Raw genomic sequence first — 16876 nt, 5'->3', positions numbered from 1 at the left:
GAGCGTTGTACCGGCGCCGGATTCTCCCGTGCCGGAAAAAAGCGAAAACATCGTCAGGCGCTGGCAATGCGGTTGCGCCCCTTGGCCTTGGCTGCGTAAAGCGCGCTGTCGGCGCGCGCGAGAAGCGTGTCGGGGGTCTCTTCCGGCTTCAGTGTTGTAACGCCGGCGGAAAGCGTGACCTTCATGCCCGGCGAGAACGCGCTCCAGTCGAGGCCGGCGACGATCGCCCGCAGCCGGTCGAGCGCGCGGCTTGCGCCTTCGCTCGTCATGCCGGGCAGGATCAGCAGGAATTCCTCGCCGCCATAGCGGCCGAAGCGGTCGATCGAGCGGATATTAGCGAACATGGTGATGGAGAAGGTGCGCAGCACCTCGTCGCCGGTCGGATGGCCGAAGGCGTCGTTGATGCGCTTGAAATAGTCGAGGTCGATCAGCGCGATCGAGCAGGGCGAGCCGCTACGACCTGCGCGCGCGATCTCCTCGTCCAGCATGCGCATGATGCAGCGGCGATTGAACGAGCCGGTCAGCTCGTCGAGCTCGGCCAGCTCCTCGATGCGCTTGTAGGCCTCTTTCAGCTTTTGCCCGCTCTGATACAGCGACTTCTTCATCGAGGCCGAGAAGATGCCGAGAAACATGCAGCGGCCGATGGTCAGGATGAACACCAGCATGGTTGCGAAGCGTTCCAGATGACCGTTGTGCGGCATCGCGATCGGCTTGTCGGTCAAAAGGAACAGCGCGGCGAGACCGAAGGCCATCGCGGTCCAGATCGCCGCGGTCTGTACGGGCGTCGAGCGCAGCGAGGCGAAGCTGAACACGGTGAACAGGGTGCACAGGAACATCACGCCGACTTGCGGCGCGGTATAGGTGAACGCCAGCATGATCGCCATGTTGGCGGCGGACGTCGGCGCGATCAGATAATGATCCCGAAAGCGCTCGTTGAAGCCGGCCTCCGAAAGCAGGATGCTGACCGCCACCAGACTGAGGCCCGCGATCGCATAGAGCGGACCGATCATCAGCGGGATCGTCCCGGCATAGGCGTAGAGCAGCAGGATCAGCGCGTCGATGACGTAGCTGACGCCGATCATTCCCTGAATGCCACGGCGCTGCCTGGCGCGGCGCGCCAACGTCAATGCGTTCGGGCGGGAAGGGGCTCCTTCCAGCTCGGCTGCAATCGGATTCAGGAAAGAGGACGCAGCGTTGCCCATCGTCTCGCCGTCGTGGAACTCGGCAAAAATCTACGTGGCAAAGCCTTTAGGTTTGGTATCTTTCGGCGCCGAATCCGATCCGTCAAAACCCGGTCATTGCACTGTTCCGCAACGGGAAATCCGCCCGTGACGGTTGCGCAAGCCACCATCGTCTGGCCGGGGTAGAAGGACGCTGTTTTGGCGCGCACGGCCTTGCTAAGGTCGTGAGGGCCGCTCGAAGGAAGTTTTCCTCTACCATGATACCATCGACCGGGATATCCAGGCGGTCCCTGGCGCGATTTTCGCGCGATAAAGGCTTTTTGTGGGGTACGTCACATATGCATCGCTGCAAGTCTGATAATTCGAAGAATCTTGCCTTCTTCTTCGAACCCCACGGCAACCCCACCATACCAACCTTGCGAGACGGCCATTGAGCGCGGCACAGGCGGCTACGGACGAAGTCCTGATCGCCCGGATCGCTCAAGGCGACCGGCTCGCCATGCAGGTGCTGTACGGACGGCACCATGTCAGGGTGTTCCGCTTCGGGCTTCGGCTCGTTCGGGACGAACAGGTCGCGGAAGATCTCATCAGCGAGGTTTTTCTCGATGTGTGGCGTCAGGCCGGCAAGTTTGAAGGCCGATCTGCCGTATCCACCTGGCTCTTGGCGATTACACGGTTCAAGGCCCTGTCTGCGCTGCGGCGCAGGAAGGACGCTGAGCTGGACGACGAGGCGGCCAACGCGATCGAGGATGCTTCCGACGATCCGGAAGTCGCGGTGCAGAAGAAGGATACCAGTGAAGCGTTGCGGAAATGCCTGACGGGACTTTCCGCCGAACATCGGGAGATCGTCGATCTCGTCTACTACCACGAGAAGTCCGTGGAGGAGGTCGCGGAGATCGTCGGCATTCCCGAGAACACCGTGAAGACGCGCCTGTTCTATGCGCGCAAGAAACTGGCGGAGCTGCTCAAGGCAGCGGGAATTGAACGAGGCTGGCCATGATGGCGATGAGCAAGAAGATGCCGGAGGAGCCCGGCGAGATCGAGATGCTGCTGCCATGGCATGCCGCCGGCACGTTGAACGCGCGCGATACGCGCCGCGTCGATGAGGCGCTGGCCCGCGATCCCGAGCTGGCCAGGCAGTATGCGGTGATCCGGGAAGAATACGCCGAGACCATTCACCTTAACGAAAGCCTGGGCGCTCCTTCCATGCGCGCCATGCAAAAGCTGTTCGAAGCGATCGATGGAGAGCCCGTGCGCAAGCCATCGGCGACGTCGCGCATGGCGACGCAGATCGCAGCATTCTTCTCGAGCCTGTCGCCGCGGACCATGGCCTGGTCGGCTGGCGCGGCGGCACTGGTGCTGCTCTTGCAGGCCGGTGTGATCGGCGCGGTGCTAATGAAGAACCAGGGTGCCTCGTACCAGACCGCCTCGCTCGACATGCGCGAACGCGCGCCGATCACCCGCGAGCTGGGCGCGACGGCATCGCTGCCCCGCGCGCTGGTGCGCTTTGCGCCGGACGCCAGGATGGCCGATATCAATGCGCTGCTCGACAGCTATCAGGCCTCGATCGTAGGCGGTGCCAATGGCGTGTTCCGTCTGCAATTCGGCAAGCCGATGGGTCAGGACGAGGCCGCAAGCCTGATCGGCAAGCTGCGCAGCGAGAAGATCGTCAGTCTCGCGGAAGCCGCGCCGTAACGGCGGCGTTTCCGGCAGCCGAGGTCCCATGTTGATCGGTCGCATCAATCGGCGGATGAAGCGCGGACACGCCGCGATGGCTCTTGCCATCGTGGCGTTGCCGCTTGTCTGGCTGGATGCGCCGGCGGCGTTCGCGCAAGCCATCATGCGCACGCCGAACCTCAACATCGCGCCCCGGACCCCCACCATCAATCCAAACGTCGCGCCGCGGGTCGATCTGAACGTCGCCGGGCGAACCAATGTCGTGACCGGCGTCGATCGGACGCCTTCGCGGGTGAATCTGGCGCCGACCACGCCGCGTACGACCGCGCGCGTCAATCCCAATGCGACGATGCCCGTCGCGCGCTATTCGCCGAACCTCTATCCGTCCTGCGACGCCGCCGATCGCGACAGCGGCGGCGAATGCAGCGGCAAAACGGCGGACTCCGGCGGCGGCAAGGGCACCAGTAAGGGTGGCGGCGGGAAATCGGCCAAGAAGGGCAAGGGCGGAGGCGGCGGTGCCGGTTCGACCCTGGCCAGCACCAACCGGCGCATTTACCCCAACCAGATTGTCGCCGAGCTCGACGGCGCCTTGAGCGATACGCAGGCCGACGAACTGGCGCGCCGTCACGGGCTGGTACGGATCGAATCGCAGAATTTTCCGCTTATAGGCGCCACCATCGGGCTGTTCCGCATCACCGATAACCGTCCCGTCGACGTCGTCCGCCGCGAATTCGCCGCGGCGGCCGGCGTTCGCGACGTCCAGTTCAATTTCCGTTACTGGTTGCAGCAACAGAAGACGAGCGAGGGCGATCCGGCGCAATATGCCGTGACGAAACTTCGCCTGCCGCAGGCGCACAAGCTGGCGCACGGCATGAACGTCACGGTCGCCGTGATCGATTCCGGCATCGACGCCAGGCACCCTGAACTCGCCAACACCATCGCCGACAGTTTTGACGCGCTGAGCAGCAAGGACGGCCCGCATGTGCACGGCACCGGCATTGCGGGCGCGATTGCCGCCCATGCCAAGCTGATGGGCAGCGCGCCGGAGGCTCGCATTCTGGCGATCCGCGCCTTCGCTCCGTCTTCGTCGGGCGCGGAGAGCTCGTCCTACATCATCGTCAAGAGTCTGAACTACGCCGTGCTGCACGGCGCGCAGATCGTCAATATGAGCTTTGCCGGGCCAAAGGATCCGCTGATCGAGCGCGGCATCATCGCGACCGCCGAGCGCGGCGTGCTGATGATCGCGGCGGCCGGCAATGCCGGTCCGAAATCGCCGCCGCTTTATCCCGCCGCCAATCCCAACGTGATCGCGGTGAGCGGCACGGACTCGCAGGACAGGTTGTTCCCCGCCTCCAACCGCGGCGTCCACATCGCGCTGGCCGCTCCCGGCACCGATGTCTTCCTGCCGGCGCCCGACGGCAAATATCAGATGACGTCCGGCACCTCGTTTTCCGCCGCCTACGTCTCCGGCATCGCGGCGCTGATGCTGGAGCGCAATCCCGCGTTGAAGCCGAACGATGTGCGGGCCATTCTGGAGAAGACCGCGCGCGACCTCGGCGCGCCGGGCAGGGACGAACTGTTCGGTGCCGGCCAGGCCGATGCCTTTGCCGCCGTGACCGCGGCCGGCGCAGCGGCGGTTCCGATGGCCGCGGCGCCGCCGAAGCCGGCCGATGCGGCCGGTGGCAATGACGTTTCCGTGAGCCGCGCGATGAATGACACGGCGGCGTCGCTTTCGTCCGAAAAACCGGCCGTTGGCGGCGGAAATCAGCCTGCCGCGCAGTAAAATACCGCTCCGAAAAGCTTAAAAAAATCGCCGGCCGTTTGAACGTCCGGCGCCCCCCTCGCGACTTATGTGTGTGGGAGCGGTTATCCCTCCCCATCGGCTGTATTCGGCGCGAGCGCCCATCCACCCCAAGCGCCCATATGGCTTGACCCGTCCGGTTGTCCCCCCGGACGGGTCTTTTCCATTTTAATCACCCTTTCTTTTCAGATACTTGCGGCGACTGTGCGCCTTCGCGTGTCAATGGCGTGTCAAAAAGCCGATCAGTGAGCCGCGAATTATTGATGGCGTGCGCGTAGGTGTCGAGCACTTGCTGGGCCGACGCCCATCCGCCCAGCTTCGCCACCGTCACCACGTCTAGCCCATCCTGCAACAGCTTTGTCGCGAAGCCGTGCCGGCACGAATGGAACGTCAAGCGCTTGAAACCCGGTACGGCCTTGGCGGCTGTCTCTATATCCTCATCCCAGAACCGGCGCAGCGAGCTTTCTGACCAATCGAAGGGCTTGGTCTCCCGCGGCAGATTAGCCAGTGCTACCAGGAGCGGGTCCGGCATGTGCGCTAGGCGCTCGGTCGCCGTCTTGGTGTCCCGTATCAGGATGGTCCTGGCCTTGAAGTCGTAGTCGGGCCAATCCGCCCGCATAGCCTCGCTGATCCGCCGGCCGGTGGCGAACATATCCAGCGCCAAAGCCTTTATGAGGGGGCGAGCGTGGGCACAGAAGGCCATGATCCACTCCAAGGTGACCGGCGGCTTGATCTTCTTCTCGAACTTGAACCGCTCGATCCGGACAGGCGCGCACAGATCCTTTTCGGCGCAGTGGTTAATGATCGCCTGCGTCGGCGTGATGACTTGGCGGTTGCGCGTCGCCCCGCTCTCATTCGGATGAATGTCGATCGCGCTCTGCTTGATGTCGCCGCCGGTCATGTCCTTCACGAGCATCTCGGGTTTGCGTGCCTTCTTTGCCTTCTCGGACCAATAGGTGACGATGCGCCTCAGATAGAGTTGCTCCTGACGTGACTGGCCCTTGCCGGCCGCGAGGTAGTGGGCGACCGCCTGCGGGAACGTCAGGACCGCTTTCTCTCCATGGAGATGACGTTGCCAGTAGTCGGATTCGATCTTGGCGGCGATTTGCGCGGCGATCTCTTTGTTAGTTGTGCGAGTAGACCCGCGGAGTCGATCTCCAGGGAGGAGCGTCCCTTCGTAGTGCCAGACGCCATCGCGCTTCTTGAGCTTGAGGGGCATCGTTTCGCCTCCAAAATCGCCTCAACATCCTCCTTAGTAAGCCGCATCAGCCGCCCGCTGCCAATACAGGCATTGAGCCGCCGTGCGGTTTCCCGCACATCTCTTTCGGACCAGCCGTAGCTTTCGGCCAGCTCGCGGGGGGATACCGTGGGCGGAATGATGCTCATTCGGCGCCCCGCTGCTGCGGAAACAGTGCGGGCTCGGAACGGAAAAGATTTGGTACTGCCGATGCTTGCGGCTCAAGCCGGATCGGTTCGTCGGCCTTGAACTTGGTGCTTCGGCCGCGCAGCTCTCTGCAAACCTCGTTGAGGATTTCTGCGCCCGTCAACCGCAGCGCCAGCTCCGGCAGCACGGTGTGCAGCGGCGTTCTCTTCCCGGAAAGGCATCCTTTCCTCGCCGCAATGGCGCGAGCCTCGTCAGCCCACAGCAGCCCAAGCATCGCGTTGTAGGGCGCCTTATTCCGTTGCGGCCTAATGCTGTGCCACTGCGAGGGAACAATCCCTTCTTCTCCTACCACAATCTCGTTGTGGAAATAGGGCTTGTCGGGCGAGTCCTTCCACTTCGGCGCGATAGCGACCCAAAATTCAGGGAAGCAGTCGCGGAACACGCGGGCCTGCTTATCGAGCCTGGTCAGCACATCTTTGCTCGACTTGATCTCGACGCCGATCAGATCGTTCGGGCAGATAAAGGCGATATCGATGCGACACTCACCCGCAACCAGTTCGTGGAAAACGCGAGCACTCGGCCACCGCTTGCGGCCCCAAGCCTCGACGTGCTCGCGCATCAACAGTTCCTCGCTGGAGCGGTTAGTTGTCATTCGGCCGCTCCCTCGCGTTGTTGCGGAGAATGCTTCATCACTCGGCGGCCTCCGGCAAAACGAATTTCCCGCGCCAAGTCGCCCACGCGCGCGTCACGGCTTCAGTGCCGGGGAAAAGATCGTCCAGTTCATCGTCGGGGCGTGCCGCCGCCAGCTCGAGGGCCCAGTGAACGACGGCCTCAGGCTTGGCGCCGGTCAGGCCGCGCTTCAGTGTGACGCTCTCCTGAATCCAGTCCCGCATCACCAGACGCTTGCTGACGACGGGTTTGCGCGCCGGCTTGATGATGACGGGTTCCCAGGCGTAAGCCACGGGCACGTTGCGCTTAAAGGCCGCAAATCCCTTCACCCAGGAACACCAGCGGGCGCCTGTCTTGATGACCAGCGGGGCATATAGGGCAATGCTCTCCGGGGCCGCAGAGGCATGCAGCACCCAACCGGCATAGTCCGCCTCAAGCCGGTCCACCAGCTCGAGGTGGGTATTTGGATCGTCCCAATCGAGCGCGTTCGGGTGGTGCTCGGCGTAGAGTTTGCCGCAGCCGAAATAGGGAGGGTCAGCGTATCCGAGCTTCACCGGCCATCCTCCCGATGAAGCATTGTCGATGGATGCGCAAAGCTGCCGGCGCGCTGAAGCACCCAGACCCCGAACCGCGTGTCAGGATCGCACCAGGACAGCGGGAGAAGCATCAGGAGGCGGTAGCCGGTCCAATCGAGGAGGCGGTTCATCGCCCGCCCTCCGTGTCGCTGACGCGGGCAGGACAATCCTTGCAGTGCTCAGACGTCGGAATTGCCTTGAATTCCTTGCGCCAAGCCGAAAGCGATTGCCCGTCGAGCCCCCATGCTCCGAGATGGCAGCACTTTTGCTCTCGCTTCGTAAGCTGCTCGCTCATTTGCCGGCCTCCGAGCACTCAGCCGGAATGCGACAAGCATGAAGCGCGTTCGCGAGCTGCTTCCATCGTTCATGCGTGCCGCTGCGGGCGATCTCATCAACGAGGTTTTGCCCCGATTTTTGCAGTGACTCGATGATTTCGACTGCTCGCGTCATGCAGCGCAGAGCGCGATCGTGACTATTCCACGGGCCTCCAGCCTCAAAATTCCAATGGCGGAAGGCAAACAGTAGATCGTCAACCGACATCGGCCCGCCTGGCTTGTCGTTGACCACGGGACAGCTTCGAAGCGCATCCTCGGCCTGCCGCCGGATATGCAAGGCGATGTCCTTGAAGTTGCTTTCGCTAATCGATCTGGCAAACGCCAGGATCATCTTCAAGTGTTCGTCTGCGCTGAGCCCGGGAATGTTCGGAGCGCTATTGGCGAAAAGTTCGTTTGTCCCATCTTCGTCGCCAAGACGATTCAGGAAGGTTGCCCATGCCTCGGCCCAGCCATCCGCCATGGGGCCGTCTTTGAATGGGCACTCCTCGGCTTTGATGACCTTTATCGCGTTGGCCAGGCTGTTGTCACATCGCCCCGCAGATCGCGGCTCAGTGCTTGACTGCTGTGAGAGGGCGGCGTTCAACTTATCGAAGAACGGCAGGAATTTCCGCGCAAGCTCGTGTCGATAGTCGCGAACCATCCGTTGGTCTTCGTACTGTGGTGGTTCATTGATGAAGTTGAAAAGCTCTACAAGCTGTTCCTTGAGAGGCTCCAACGCCTCCATTTCCGCTGAGGGATGGGCGTAGAGGGCTCGGATTGGCGTTCCGTTGTCGCGAAGTTCTTGAATATCCTTCGGGTCTGGGTCCTTTAGATCGCACCACTTGCCACGGCTCTTCCAGAACCACTGCCACGCCACCACTTCCCCTGAACGAGAGCCGCCCAGTTCTGAATCCTTCGAGGGTGTGAGGGCGGCAGATCGAAGTGTCGTGATGATCGCGTCGGCTTCGTTGAGCGTAAAAGTGACATTCCGAACGTGTCCGGAAATTGGCAGCCATGAAGGCTCGATTTCCTCGATTCGGTTCGCTAGATAGAGCAGCAGGGCACGCTCCTCCCTTCGTCCTTCGACTGGCGGGGGAGGGGTGGGAGTAAGGGCCTTTATTGCGATCGTGCAGACCCGCGAAATATCTCGGGCCCGAGCATCGCCGATCAGGCGCGCGCTGCCGTCCCAATGGTCGGCGCAATTGCGTAGGTATGCCAGAACGGTGACAGCCTCTGCGTCATCTGTAGCAGCTTGGGCAGGAGCTACATCGACAGGGAGCTGGTCGCTCGTCCTCACGCCCTTGTTCGGGTTGACGTGATCCTGGCCGGCGTGCTGGCGGGATTGGGCGTTGCGAGCGCAACGTTCATTGTCTATGTCGGCTTCGCTTCTGAGGATGCCGGGGCGGGGATTGGTCATGACGTCACCGCCAAATCCCAGCGAGCGTCGCCGGTCGTGAGGTAACTGCGGAGGGCGGTGGCGGCTTGCGCGGGGGTGATGTTGGCCCAATTTCCAACGATTTTTGAGGGTGGGCAGAAAAGATTGTCCAGCGCATGCCCGTAGCGTGTGCCGATACCTTCCCCGCCAAGCGTCTCTGCGATTCCGCAGATACATCCAACCGTGCCGCAATCGCCCTTCGCAAAAACGAGACGCATGCTGAAACGGTTTATTGTCCCCATTTCCTCTCGCTCAGCAGCCTGGAAATGGCCGCGGTCGTGCACCAGCTTCCCTGTCTCAAGCAACACCAGCGTCTTGATCAGCGCATCCTTCTGCGGCTCTGTGATGTCGAGGTCTTCCGCCGTCTTGAAATTCTGTGCGAGCATTTCACTTCTCCTGTTGCGTCAAAGACGGTGATGCCTGACCGATAGGTGCAGACGCGGGTTCGGTGGTGCGGTGAAACACAAACCTGCTGGCCCTCCAGCCCTTGTCTCGCCCGCCGTTCTCAATCGTGATGTACCGCCCATGCAATTCACGGACGGGGTAGTCCTTCCCTTCGACAAGCAAGTCGGTCCATCTTGCGTCGATGCACTTCGCTAGGCCGTTGATCTTGAGGTCTTCGTCTTTCACTGCTCAGCCTCAAAGATTGGCTTCGATGTAGTCGGCGATCTCGTCGAAGGAGCGCCCAGCGTCATTCATGCCCGCCAGCTTCTGTTGCTGGCTTTCGTCGAGGCCAAAGCGGGCAAGTGCGAAAGGAGACAGATAAGACCGGCCCGCGTCGCGGACCTCGATCCCATCAAGTAGTCCTGCGTCACCAATCTCACCCCACTGAGTCCCCTGCGTGTCGCAAAGGACGCCAAGGCAGCAAAACGACGATCGGCGACCGACGCGAGAAATCAGTGACCCCGAGTCCTGCTCGTATCTCCCGCTCCGTAGCGCCTCAACCCACTTCGCTTTCAATTCAGCGTCCATCTCTTCTCTCCTCGTTAAAGGTCTCTGATCACCAGTCGTGACCGTGCTAATTTCTCGGTGGGAATGGTCTCAACCACCCCCACAGCTTTGCTAATCCCGGATTGCCGTAATGACCCTCAACCTCATCCCGCATCGTCTCGGTGACGGGCAGCGGCTTCGATTCCTCGAATGCCTGAATGACAAGTTGTGAGACCCGTTCCCGATAGAGAGCGGGCATCTGATCGGCCAGCGCCTTGGCCTTGAAATAATCCAAGCCAGCCTCGGTGAATGTCTCGTTGCCGGGCAGGGCGGATTCGTAGAACTCCGGGCTGAATGGGTTTTTGAGGGGGTCCGGTGTCGTCATGCTGTCCTCATGTTCGCTCGCAAGATTCCGTCCGCGATTTCGTCATCGCCGGTTGCTGCGTAGAGCGAGAGCGCAAGGCCGAATGGGTCAATTCCCATGCTGGCCCACCATCGAAGCTCTGCCGTGATCGGGTCGAAATGTGTGGTGGGCGCTTTGCAATAGGCGTGCTGTTCGTTGTGATGCGCTCGGCATAGCGGGACCGTCCACTTGTCGGAGGCCTTCTCGCCGCCGCCTGTCTCTCGTTTTCCGTAGACAGGGTTTGCCGATCGGATGTGAGCCGGGTCCGGACCTGGGGCGCCGCAAATGCAGCAACGCAAGGAGCGAATGAACGCCAGATGATTGTTGTCCCGTTCGCGGGGGCGCTTCTGTTTTGTTGAAGCTACAGAGAAAGCCGTGGCGGGGCGTATGATGCGTTGTGCGGTCACAGTTGAATTGCCTTCCAAGCCTGGAATTGATTATCCAGCGACTGCCAAACCGCCTTGGCGGCCGGGTTCGAATTGAAATGAGCGCGGGAGTTCACCTTGCAATGCGCTCTGACGAAGGATGCTGCGTTGTCCGCGCTTCCTTCCTCCCTCATGTTCATCTCTTCCCTCAGGAAGGCCCAGAAGATCGGCTCCGCGCACCGGATGCCCGCTTGCGCGGACGGCAACAGCTCGCGCCAGTTCTTGCTCTGCTTGCCTTCGGGAGCGTCCGTGATCGGTTCTCGAAGAGGGGCAATCCCAAACCATCGCTCATTTGCTGCGTTGGGCATGCCACCAAGGATATCCAGAACTTCATTTGAATCCGCCAGCGGCACTTCAAAGATGACCTGCACGACAGCGCGCGTTTTCACGAGCTTGAAGTCGCTGTAAGTCGCTTTGAATGCCACTGGCGAGTTCATGGCGGGCCTCAGAACGGCACGTCGTCGTTGAGCTGCGTGTCGCTGATGCCGCCGGTCTGCCGGCCGGTCGTGATCGGATCATCGCGCCGGGGCTGGGCCTCGCGATTATCCTTCGCGGTCGGGACACGGCAGCGCAGACCATCCACGGGCTTGCCCTGGTACTCAGTCTTGATCGCAAACAGGATCAGCGGCTGCTCGTACCAATCATCGGTATCGTCGCCGTAGTGGTCGCCGATAGTGTTGGCATTGGTCTTGTTGAGGACCATGCCCTTTTCTTTGCCCTTGAAGTACAGAACCAGCTTCTTGTCCTGTCCGATCTCTTCACGCTCGACGCGGCCCATGGTGACGCGAATTTCCCGCCCTCCAAGGTCGGAGGCCTTCAGGTATTGACTCGGAAATTCTTCGGAAATTTTCATGTTGGTTCTTTCAGTGTGTTGCGGAATGATTTGAGTTCTTCGTAGAGTTCGAGGCCGGGCGATGTGTCCGGGCTCAGTTGCAGGGTTTCTCGGTTCTGCTTTTCTCCTTTCCACCAATCGACCAACTCTTGATCGGTCTTCGCCAGCTTCATGACCGCGACAGCGGCCTCTACGTACTTGTCTTGAACGCTCACAGGCCGTTGTCTTTTTGGCCCTCGCGGCGCTTCACGAACATCGGGCAGAAGCCGCCGTTAATTCCTACGCAACGCATGTACGGCTCCTTATCGATCCAGGCTGTCGGCGCCACGGGTGACAGCCCTTCCAGCCTGGGGAATTTCACGCACACCCAGCGAGCCGGACCTTGCTTGCGCGTTTCCGCGTGCACGTTGTCGCAGTTCTCGCAGGGGGTGGGGATCATCGGCGGTAGACCACATGCGGAGCATTCCGCCGGTCGTACTCGTCCAACAAAGCCTTGAGGCCGAATACTGCTTCTCGAATGTCATGGATTTCACGAGGGCCGAACTCATGACGCCGCATCGGGTCTTTCATCCAGACATCGCAAACATCAGCCGCGTTGGCGCGAATGCCGTAGGTCATATTGCCAAGGTCGCCCATATCAGGAGCCTCCCAATCAAAACGCTTCCAAGTACTGTGGCGGCAATCGCGAGAAAGACGTTGGCATCACACATGTACGCAAATCCCGTTCACTGACTAACTCTTCGATCTCGCTCATCAGCGCCGTGTATTCTGGCGGCTGCATGAAAACTGAGAGGTGAGCATTGGCGATCGCTACGCCGGATTGATCGCGGTAGGCTTGCCAAAGGGAGACGATCTCTTCGTCGCGGGGCTGCATGGCAGTCACTCCGCGGCTTCGCGTTGCTGCTCGTCGTCACGCAGAAGCGGATGCGTGACGCGGGTTTGCGCATGAGCAACGGCGCGCTCGTAATCCCCACGCACCCTCCCGAGGCCAAGGCTTTCGGCAAGGAAGCCGCCGACAAGGCCCTGCATGGTGCGGGAGCCGGAGGAAGGCGCTTTCGAGAGCGCGTTCACGTTCAGTTTGCGGGCCTGCCAGTCGGGCGCCCAACCATTGATGCGGAAAGGTTGGCTCGCAGCATTGGCCTGTCCGGAAATTCCGCGCTTAAGGCTTGGTTTCGCCATCCCCGTTACTCCGCCGCCGAGTAGTGCTTGCGCAGATCGCGCTGGTGGTCGAAACGAGCGGACTGATGGTCGAACTCGGGGACATCGGGAAAGACGCGAACCTGCGCTTCTGCGATCAGCTCATCCTTCACGTCCCGAGGGGCGTCGTTCATCGTGATGTGGTGGATGAAGTCGATCTCGTCGGCGCGATATTCACCGGAACGGATGCGGTCGATTACTTCGCGCCGGGTAACCTCCGGATCGACGATGGCTTCCCGGCCGCCGACTGCAACGCGGATGCCATCCACATAGCGCGGGCCGTAGCTGAGCATTACGACGTAGTAGGAGAAGGTGACGGTTCGGACTGACATTGGCTCGTCTCTGTTTCTATGGATGGGTGGTGGGGCGGCTTAGTGAGCCGCCTTCCTCTTGCGAGCGGGCTTGTTGGCCTGCTCCATGTTCCAGTCGATGATCTGCTGGACGTTGGCTTCGATGTGAGCCCGGACTTCCTCGTCCGACATGCCGCAGCCGGTGATCGTCAGGATGTCGTGGTGATTGTGAGCCGGGTGGTTCTGGATTTGGCAGAGCGCTTCCAGAAGGTCTTTGCGGGTTTCGGTGATGGCCATGTGGTGCTCCCCTGATTTGGTGAGAGCACGATAACTTAGGTTATGATAACCGTCAATAAGAAAAGTTATCGGAGCAGAAAAAAGTTATGATGCGACGCACAATTCGGCGTGCCTAGGCGATTTACTGCGTGCTTTGGTTGTGGTTTTTGGTTGTTGCCCGAAGCCACGGGCGGAGGATTCGGGTGATGAGAGGTCTTCTCGCGGGCTTGTTCTTGCCGATCTTGCTGTGCGGCTGCCTAGCCGCGCGTGCGCCCAATTCCTCAGGCTTTACGGTCGAACAACAGGCCATGTTCGATTTTGGCATTTCTCAGGGGCTCTCCAAGGAAAAGGCAACTCTGTTGGCCGTGAGTCCGGTCGCGCGGCAGTTATATTTTGATGATCAGAAGTGCCAATCCTATGGGGCAAAACCCGGCTCAGACGCCTACGTAGCTTGCCGGGCCCAGTTAGAGGCCGGCCAAAACAAGCCGCCCGTAGTCGTGCAGGCGCCCGCAGCCGCCGCCACGCATTGCACCTCCATGCCGCTTGGCGGGGGAATGGTCTCTACGAATTGTTATTAGATTATCTCCGGGCGAATTTGCCGGTTACCCTGTGGGCGACTGTCCATTCCTTTTTGGACAGCGAGAAATCGGCCGCGACCCCTTCCGGCGGGTTATGCTGGGTCACCAACCATCGATCGCTCGTGGCTCTGCGGAGCTGCTTGATGGTCGCCCGGGCCTCGCCGTCCTTTTCCGCGTAGAAAATGTAGACCTCGCCAGGTATGACCGGCATTGACGGCTCGACTATCGCCATTTCCCCGGCCTTGTATTCAGGCTCCATCGACGAGCCAGTAATCAGGAGGCCATAGGCGTCCCGAACGTGGATCAGGTGGGTGGGGCGAGGAACGAAATCCACGGGCTCAGGCGAGCGGACGATCTCGCCGGGCCCGCCTTCTGCCGATGCGTAGATTTTGAAATCCGGCCGGCCAGTGGTCTGGAACGGAGGAGGGGGCTCCTCAACCATCTGGCTGTTCAGCGACGAATCCAGCTCGGCTAGATCCAGCCCAAGGAGTTGAGCAATTTTCGGCAGGAACTTGGTTTGGTTGGTGGCGCCGTCCTCAATCTTCTTGACGGCCGGCTGCGAAATGCCGATCCGGTCCCCCAGTTCCTTTTGGGACCAGCCCTTCTTTTTGCGCGCTTCTCTGATGATTCCACCGGGTTCCATACCCGTGGACGGTATAACGTTAGTTATATCGAGTCTCGATAACATTGGTTCTTGACTTTCCCATAACCCCGGTTATGAATAATGGTTATGGGAAGCAATCTCATAGAACGCGCTATCGAACTCGCCGGCGGCTCCGAGGCCAAGCTGGCAAGCAAGACTGGGCTGTCTCAGCCCTTGATCAACAAGGCCAAGAAATCCGGGCGTGCAGGCCCGAAGCTGGCTTTGGCGATCGACGACTTCACGAAAGGCGAGATTTCGAAGTCAGCCCTGCGTCCTGATCTGTGGACGCCAGCCGACAATCCCTCAAGCGAGGGCACGAACACCTCCCACGAAGTTGGGGTCGCCTGATGTCAGCTCATCAAGCGATGCAATGGATGTCGCCTGATCATTTCCATCAGCTCGGGATCGGCCGCCTTCATGGCGCCCTCTATCGAGCGGCCCAGGTAAGACGACGGCATCGTAATGCGAACGGTCGGGTGAATGATTCCGTTGTGACAGCGCACGGCGAGACAGGTCAGAACGCCGTTCGCAATTTGATGTTGCTCGAACCAATCGACGAAAATCTCCGGAACATCCACGTCCCGGGGCCCCCGCATTACCATTCCCATTTCCGCACTTCCCCAGCGCTTGTACGGATGGTCGCCGCCCGCATCCGAAGGTTGAGCGGGATAATGTGGCAGACAATGTTCGCGCTGTCATCAAAAACCCGACGCGATTGTGACCGCAAAATGACGGATACAGTTCCGTGTGTTGTTCATCGTGCATTGTCTCGCATTGAAACACACATGCAGTTCGTGCCGCGCCTCGTTGACGCAGATCAACAAAGTGGTGCGGCATGACGAGGCGTTTGGACCATTCCCACCGAACAAGTTGCGCCGTCACGACTGGTGATCCGAGAGGGGAGATTGCTGCATGACTATTCTGACGATGCCCTTTGGAGACGGCGCGCTTCGAAACTGGCCGATTTCTCGAATGATCGATGAGATCGCGGCATCGCGCGTCAGTCTCAAAGCTGCGGTTCTCGCGAGCGATTGGAATCGGGCGCAATCATTGGCGTCAAAGATCATCGGACTTCGCATCGCCTCTGGTGAAATCGCGGTACAGCTCAAGGACCCGCCGAAGTGACCCACTGGCGCTCCATCAGAAAAGAGACGAGCGGTCCGGCGTCGGGGGCACAACCACCGGACCGCTCTCGCATCGGCACGACGCAATACATTCATGCCGACCAAAACATCATTCCGTTCCTCCCGAGGGAGAGCCGTGCACAGGCGGCGCCCTCCAACTTGGGCGCGGCTTCACAGCCCGCCTCTTTTATTCAAGCGTTGATCGACGGAGCCGCCCTCGCTGTCGGGCTTCTGTTCATCGTTGCGCTCGCGTCCAGCGTTCCACTCGCAATCCTCGTCATGATCCTGGCGACCTGAGGTGAGCTGCGCCTGTGTTCGCAGGCGGTTGATAATAAGTGCGGCGTGAAAGCCGATCGATCCAAAGGCCATTTGTCCCACATCGTTATGGAGTTGCGTCATGGGTGAGAAACTGAAGCTCAACCGTTGGGAGGGAAACCAGAACACTCCCAAAACCGTTGGGAGGACGTCATGAGCGACCTTGTTCTGGCGTCGGAACTACTGCGTGAACTGTCGGAGCCATGGGCTTCTGGCGAGCGGATCAAGAGCGTCATTGACCGCACGGCGCGGATGGCTCGGCTTCAATACTGGAGGACGTTTGACCTCTGGTACCGCAAAGCAAGAACAGTCGAGGAATATGAACTCGACCAGATCAGGGAAGCGTTGCGCATCAAGAACGAAAGGGCAGCGCGGAATGAACTACAGCAAGCGAAACTCATCCTCGCGAGGTTGGAGGCGAGGCTTAATTCGGGCGATACGGACTTCTATCGCGCGGATATTGACGGCCTGCGGGAGGCGACTTCTCGAATGGGCGGAAGCAATTCTGCCGGACGACGATAGGGGAGGGTGAGATGAGCAAGAGCCTGCCAATGGATTTGACGAAGCTGATTTTCGAGCACGAGCCAGAACTTCTGGCGTGCGACATCGATGCGACGGCAAGGGCGGTCAACTCGGTTGCGGCTGTTCTGGGATGCTTGATGGCGACCATCCTGGTTACTGAGCCGCACGATTACGAGGAGGCAATGCAGCGAGTCTTCAGGGTTATGCATGAATCCGCGAGCAAGACCGCTCTGAAGGCTCTCGAAACGCAACCAATGACCGCTCAGTGAAGTAACCCGCCGCCCGACATCACGAAGCGCGGCAAA

The 16876-nt window shown here is 60.4% G+C and carries 28 protein-coding genes; 7 read left to right on the top strand and 21 right to left on the bottom strand.

The genetic code is table 11. From position 1 onward, the window contains the following. Nucleotides 1–53 precede the first annotated feature (53 nt). Nucleotides 54–1202: a GGDEF domain-containing protein gene (locus tag JQ628_RS11570; RefSeq protein ID WP_212222665.1), complete on the bottom strand. Its 1149-nt coding sequence runs from the start codon at nt 1200–1202 to the stop codon at nt 54–56. A 409-nt stretch (nt 1203–1611) separates the two neighbouring features. Here JQ628_RS11570 and JQ628_RS11565 point away from each other — a divergent pair, with 409 nt between their 5' ends. From JQ628_RS11565 to JQ628_RS11555, 3 genes are read left to right on the top strand one after another with little or no spacing between them, the layout of a single operon-like run. Continuing rightward, a complete protein-coding gene (locus JQ628_RS11565) occupies nt 1612–2181 on the top strand; it encodes a sigma-70 family RNA polymerase sigma factor (RefSeq protein WP_212222664.1) in 570 nt (189 codons plus the stop codon). Further along, entirely contained in the window at nt 2178–2876 is a 699-nt protein-coding gene (locus tag JQ628_RS11560) for a hypothetical protein (protein ID WP_212222663.1), read from the top strand. Before JQ628_RS11565 ends, JQ628_RS11560 begins: the two co-directional genes overlap by 4 nt. A gap of 28 nt (nt 2877–2904) precedes the next feature. After that, nucleotides 2905–4641 carry a S8 family serine peptidase gene (locus JQ628_RS11555; protein WP_433996126.1) on the top strand — a complete coding sequence of 579 codons (1737 nt, stop codon included), beginning with the start codon at nt 2905–2907 and terminating at the stop codon, nt 4639–4641. Between the two features lie 190 nt (nt 4642–4831). Here the strand turns inward: JQ628_RS11555 and JQ628_RS11550 are convergent, their stop codons facing one another. From JQ628_RS11550 to JQ628_RS11465, 18 genes are all read right to left on the bottom strand, one after another. Continuing rightward, complete coding sequence (locus JQ628_RS11550; protein ID WP_212222662.1) at nt 4832–5878, bottom strand: tyrosine-type recombinase/integrase; 1047 nt, start codon at nt 5876–5878, stop codon at nt 4832–4834. A 163-nt stretch (nt 5879–6041) separates the two neighbouring features. Then, nucleotides 6042–6695: a hypothetical protein gene (locus JQ628_RS11545; protein WP_212222661.1), complete on the bottom strand. Its 654-nt coding sequence runs from the start codon at nt 6693–6695 to the stop codon at nt 6042–6044. Between the two features lie 37 nt (nt 6696–6732). Continuing rightward, entirely contained in the window at nt 6733–7266 is a 534-nt protein-coding gene (locus JQ628_RS11540; RefSeq protein ID WP_212222660.1) for a hypothetical protein, read from the bottom strand. 312 nt (nt 7267–7578) lie between these two features. Further along, a complete protein-coding gene (locus tag JQ628_RS11535) occupies nt 7579–9018 on the bottom strand; it encodes a hypothetical protein (RefSeq protein WP_212222659.1) in 1440 nt (479 codons plus the stop codon). After that, entirely contained in the window at nt 9015–9422 is a 408-nt protein-coding gene (locus JQ628_RS11530) for a hypothetical protein (RefSeq protein WP_212222658.1), read from the bottom strand. The genes JQ628_RS11535 and JQ628_RS11530 overlap by 4 nt, the downstream gene beginning before the upstream one ends. Before the next feature lie 253 nt (nt 9423–9675). Beyond that, complete coding sequence (locus JQ628_RS11525) at nt 9676–10008, bottom strand: hypothetical protein (protein ID WP_212222657.1); 333 nt, start codon at nt 10006–10008, stop codon at nt 9676–9678. A 46-nt stretch (nt 10009–10054) separates the two neighbouring features. After that, on the bottom strand, nt 10055–10351 hold the full coding sequence (locus JQ628_RS11520) for a hypothetical protein (protein ID WP_212222656.1): 297 nt from the start codon (nt 10349–10351) through the stop codon (nt 10055–10057). Further along, nucleotides 10348–10776 carry a putative HNHc nuclease gene (locus JQ628_RS34840; RefSeq protein WP_212222655.1) on the bottom strand — a complete coding sequence of 143 codons (429 nt, stop codon included), beginning with the start codon at nt 10774–10776 and terminating at the stop codon, nt 10348–10350. The genes JQ628_RS11520 and JQ628_RS34840 overlap by 4 nt, the downstream gene beginning before the upstream one ends. After that, a complete protein-coding gene (locus JQ628_RS11510; RefSeq protein ID WP_212222654.1) occupies nt 10773–11231 on the bottom strand; it encodes a hypothetical protein in 459 nt (152 codons plus the stop codon). The genes JQ628_RS34840 and JQ628_RS11510 overlap by 4 nt, the downstream gene beginning before the upstream one ends. Before the next feature lie 8 nt (nt 11232–11239). Further along, nucleotides 11240–11647 (bottom strand): hypothetical protein, encoded by a 408-nt coding sequence (locus JQ628_RS11505; protein ID WP_212222653.1) that lies wholly within the window; start codon nt 11645–11647, stop codon nt 11240–11242. After that, nucleotides 11644–11841, bottom strand: a complete 198-nt coding sequence (locus tag JQ628_RS11500; protein ID WP_212222652.1) for a hypothetical protein — start codon at nt 11839–11841, stop codon at nt 11644–11646. Before JQ628_RS11500 ends, JQ628_RS11505 begins: the two co-directional genes overlap by 4 nt. Further along, nucleotides 11838–12065, bottom strand: coding sequence for a hypothetical protein (locus tag JQ628_RS11495; protein WP_212222651.1), 228 nt, complete (start codon nt 12063–12065; stop codon nt 11838–11840). Before JQ628_RS11495 ends, JQ628_RS11500 begins: the two co-directional genes overlap by 4 nt. Beyond that, nucleotides 12062–12262, bottom strand: coding sequence for a hypothetical protein (locus JQ628_RS11490; RefSeq protein ID WP_212222650.1), 201 nt, complete (start codon nt 12260–12262; stop codon nt 12062–12064). The genes JQ628_RS11495 and JQ628_RS11490 overlap by 4 nt, the downstream gene beginning before the upstream one ends. 16 nt (nt 12263–12278) lie before the next feature. Continuing rightward, the gene (locus JQ628_RS11485) at nt 12279–12500 is read right to left on the bottom strand and encodes a hypothetical protein (protein WP_212222649.1); all 222 of its coding nucleotides are present in this window, start codon (nt 12498–12500) and stop codon (nt 12279–12281) included. 5 nt (nt 12501–12505) lie between these two features. Then, entirely contained in the window at nt 12506–12805 is a 300-nt protein-coding gene (locus JQ628_RS11480) for a hypothetical protein (protein ID WP_212222648.1), read from the bottom strand. A 5-nt stretch (nt 12806–12810) separates the two neighbouring features. Beyond that, a complete protein-coding gene (locus JQ628_RS11475; RefSeq protein ID WP_433996125.1) occupies nt 12811–13155 on the bottom strand; it encodes a hypothetical protein in 345 nt (114 codons plus the stop codon). A 39-nt stretch (nt 13156–13194) separates the two neighbouring features. Beyond that, on the bottom strand, nt 13195–13410 hold the full coding sequence (locus JQ628_RS11470) for a hypothetical protein (protein WP_212222647.1): 216 nt from the start codon (nt 13408–13410) through the stop codon (nt 13195–13197). Nucleotides 13411–13968: 558 nt separating this feature from the next. Further along, the gene (locus JQ628_RS11465) at nt 13969–14655 is read right to left on the bottom strand and encodes an XRE family transcriptional regulator (RefSeq protein ID WP_212222646.1); all 687 of its coding nucleotides are present in this window, start codon (nt 14653–14655) and stop codon (nt 13969–13971) included. Between the two features lie 42 nt (nt 14656–14697). Between JQ628_RS11465 and JQ628_RS11460 the strand changes: the two genes are divergently transcribed. After that, entirely contained in the window at nt 14698–14958 is a 261-nt protein-coding gene (locus JQ628_RS11460; protein ID WP_212222645.1) for a transcriptional regulator, read from the top strand. Between the two features lie 2 nt (nt 14959–14960). Here JQ628_RS11460 and JQ628_RS11455 read toward each other — a convergent pair whose 3' ends face one another. After that, nucleotides 14961–15218, bottom strand: a complete 258-nt coding sequence (locus JQ628_RS11455; protein WP_212222644.1) for a hypothetical protein — start codon at nt 15216–15218, stop codon at nt 14961–14963. A gap of 304 nt (nt 15219–15522) precedes the next feature. On the opposite strand from JQ628_RS11455, the gene JQ628_RS11450 reads away from it, so the two are divergent. Next, nucleotides 15523–15735, top strand: a complete 213-nt coding sequence (locus tag JQ628_RS11450; RefSeq protein WP_212222643.1) for a hypothetical protein — start codon at nt 15523–15525, stop codon at nt 15733–15735. A gap of 170 nt (nt 15736–15905) precedes the next feature. Here JQ628_RS11450 and JQ628_RS11445 read toward each other — a convergent pair whose 3' ends face one another. Further along, on the bottom strand, nt 15906–16133 hold the full coding sequence (locus JQ628_RS11445; protein ID WP_212222642.1) for a hypothetical protein: 228 nt from the start codon (nt 16131–16133) through the stop codon (nt 15906–15908). Nucleotides 16134–16202: 69 nt separating this feature from the next. Between JQ628_RS11445 and JQ628_RS11440 the strand changes: the two genes are divergently transcribed. Both JQ628_RS11440 and JQ628_RS11435 read left to right on the top strand, forming a co-directional pair. Beyond that, nucleotides 16203–16571, top strand: a complete 369-nt coding sequence (locus JQ628_RS11440; RefSeq protein ID WP_212222641.1) for a hypothetical protein — start codon at nt 16203–16205, stop codon at nt 16569–16571. A gap of 11 nt (nt 16572–16582) precedes the next feature. Continuing rightward, nucleotides 16583–16840 carry a hypothetical protein gene (locus tag JQ628_RS11435; RefSeq protein ID WP_212222640.1) on the top strand — a complete coding sequence of 86 codons (258 nt, stop codon included), beginning with the start codon at nt 16583–16585 and terminating at the stop codon, nt 16838–16840. Nucleotides 16841–16876 lie beyond the last annotated feature (36 nt).

This window comes from Bradyrhizobium lablabi (assembly GCF_018129385.1).
GTDB classification, from domain to species: domain Bacteria; phylum Pseudomonadota; class Alphaproteobacteria; order Rhizobiales; family Xanthobacteraceae; genus Bradyrhizobium; species Bradyrhizobium lablabi_C.
This window is presented reverse-complemented; position numbering and strand designations above follow the sequence as displayed.

Bases quoted from the DNA above. Each gene is read 5' to 3' on its own strand.
- JQ628_RS11570 (WP_212222665.1), bottom strand. From the start codon at position 1,202: ATGGGCAACGCTGCGTCCTCTTTCCTGAATCCGATTGCAGCCGAGCTG.
- JQ628_RS11560 (WP_212222663.1), top strand. From the start codon at position 2,178: ATGATGGCGATGAGCAAGAAGATGCCGGAGGAGCCCGGCGAGATCGAG.
- JQ628_RS11555 (WP_433996126.1), top strand. From the start codon at position 2,905: ATGTTGATCGGTCGCATCAATCGGCGGATGAAGCGCGGACACGCCGCG.
- JQ628_RS11550 (WP_212222662.1), bottom strand. From the start codon at position 5,878: ATGCCCCTCAAGCTCAAGAAGCGCGATGGCGTCTGGCACTACGAAGGG.
- JQ628_RS11545 (WP_212222661.1), bottom strand. From the start codon at position 6,695: ATGACAACTAACCGCTCCAGCGAGGAACTGTTGATGCGCGAGCACGTC.
- JQ628_RS11535 (WP_212222659.1), bottom strand. From the start codon at position 9,018: ATGACCAATCCCCGCCCCGGCATCCTCAGAAGCGAAGCCGACATAGAC.
- JQ628_RS11530 (WP_212222658.1), bottom strand. From the start codon at position 9,422: ATGCTCGCACAGAATTTCAAGACGGCGGAAGACCTCGACATCACAGAG.
- JQ628_RS11525 (WP_212222657.1), bottom strand. From the start codon at position 10,008: ATGGACGCTGAATTGAAAGCGAAGTGGGTTGAGGCGCTACGGAGCGGG.
- JQ628_RS11520 (WP_212222656.1), bottom strand. From the start codon at position 10,351: ATGACGACACCGGACCCCCTCAAAAACCCATTCAGCCCGGAGTTCTAC.
- JQ628_RS11510 (WP_212222654.1), bottom strand. From the start codon at position 11,231: ATGAACTCGCCAGTGGCATTCAAAGCGACTTACAGCGACTTCAAGCTC.
- JQ628_RS11505 (WP_212222653.1), bottom strand. From the start codon at position 11,647: ATGAAAATTTCCGAAGAATTTCCGAGTCAATACCTGAAGGCCTCCGAC.
- JQ628_RS11495 (WP_212222651.1), bottom strand. From the start codon at position 12,065: ATGATCCCCACCCCCTGCGAGAACTGCGACAACGTGCACGCGGAAACG.
- JQ628_RS11490 (WP_212222650.1), bottom strand. From the start codon at position 12,262: ATGGGCGACCTTGGCAATATGACCTACGGCATTCGCGCCAACGCGGCT.
- JQ628_RS11485 (WP_212222649.1), bottom strand. From the start codon at position 12,500: ATGCAGCCCCGCGACGAAGAGATCGTCTCCCTTTGGCAAGCCTACCGC.
- JQ628_RS11480 (WP_212222648.1), bottom strand. From the start codon at position 12,805: ATGGCGAAACCAAGCCTTAAGCGCGGAATTTCCGGACAGGCCAATGCT.
- JQ628_RS11475 (WP_433996125.1), bottom strand. From the start codon at position 13,155: ATGTCAGTCCGAACCGTCACCTTCTCCTACTACGTCGTAATGCTCAGC.
- JQ628_RS11470 (WP_212222647.1), bottom strand. From the start codon at position 13,410: ATGGCCATCACCGAAACCCGCAAAGACCTTCTGGAAGCGCTCTGCCAA.
- JQ628_RS11465 (WP_212222646.1), bottom strand. From the start codon at position 14,655: ATGTTATCGAGACTCGATATAACTAACGTTATACCGTCCACGGGTATG.
- JQ628_RS11460 (WP_212222645.1), top strand. From the start codon at position 14,698: ATGGGAAGCAATCTCATAGAACGCGCTATCGAACTCGCCGGCGGCTCC.
- JQ628_RS11455 (WP_212222644.1), bottom strand. From the start codon at position 15,218: ATGGGAATGGTAATGCGGGGGCCCCGGGACGTGGATGTTCCGGAGATT.
- JQ628_RS11450 (WP_212222643.1), top strand. From the start codon at position 15,523: ATGACTATTCTGACGATGCCCTTTGGAGACGGCGCGCTTCGAAACTGG.
- JQ628_RS11445 (WP_212222642.1), bottom strand. From the start codon at position 16,133: ATGACGCAACTCCATAACGATGTGGGACAAATGGCCTTTGGATCGATC.
- JQ628_RS11440 (WP_212222641.1), top strand. From the start codon at position 16,203: ATGAGCGACCTTGTTCTGGCGTCGGAACTACTGCGTGAACTGTCGGAG.
- JQ628_RS11435 (WP_212222640.1), top strand. From the start codon at position 16,583: ATGAGCAAGAGCCTGCCAATGGATTTGACGAAGCTGATTTTCGAGCAC.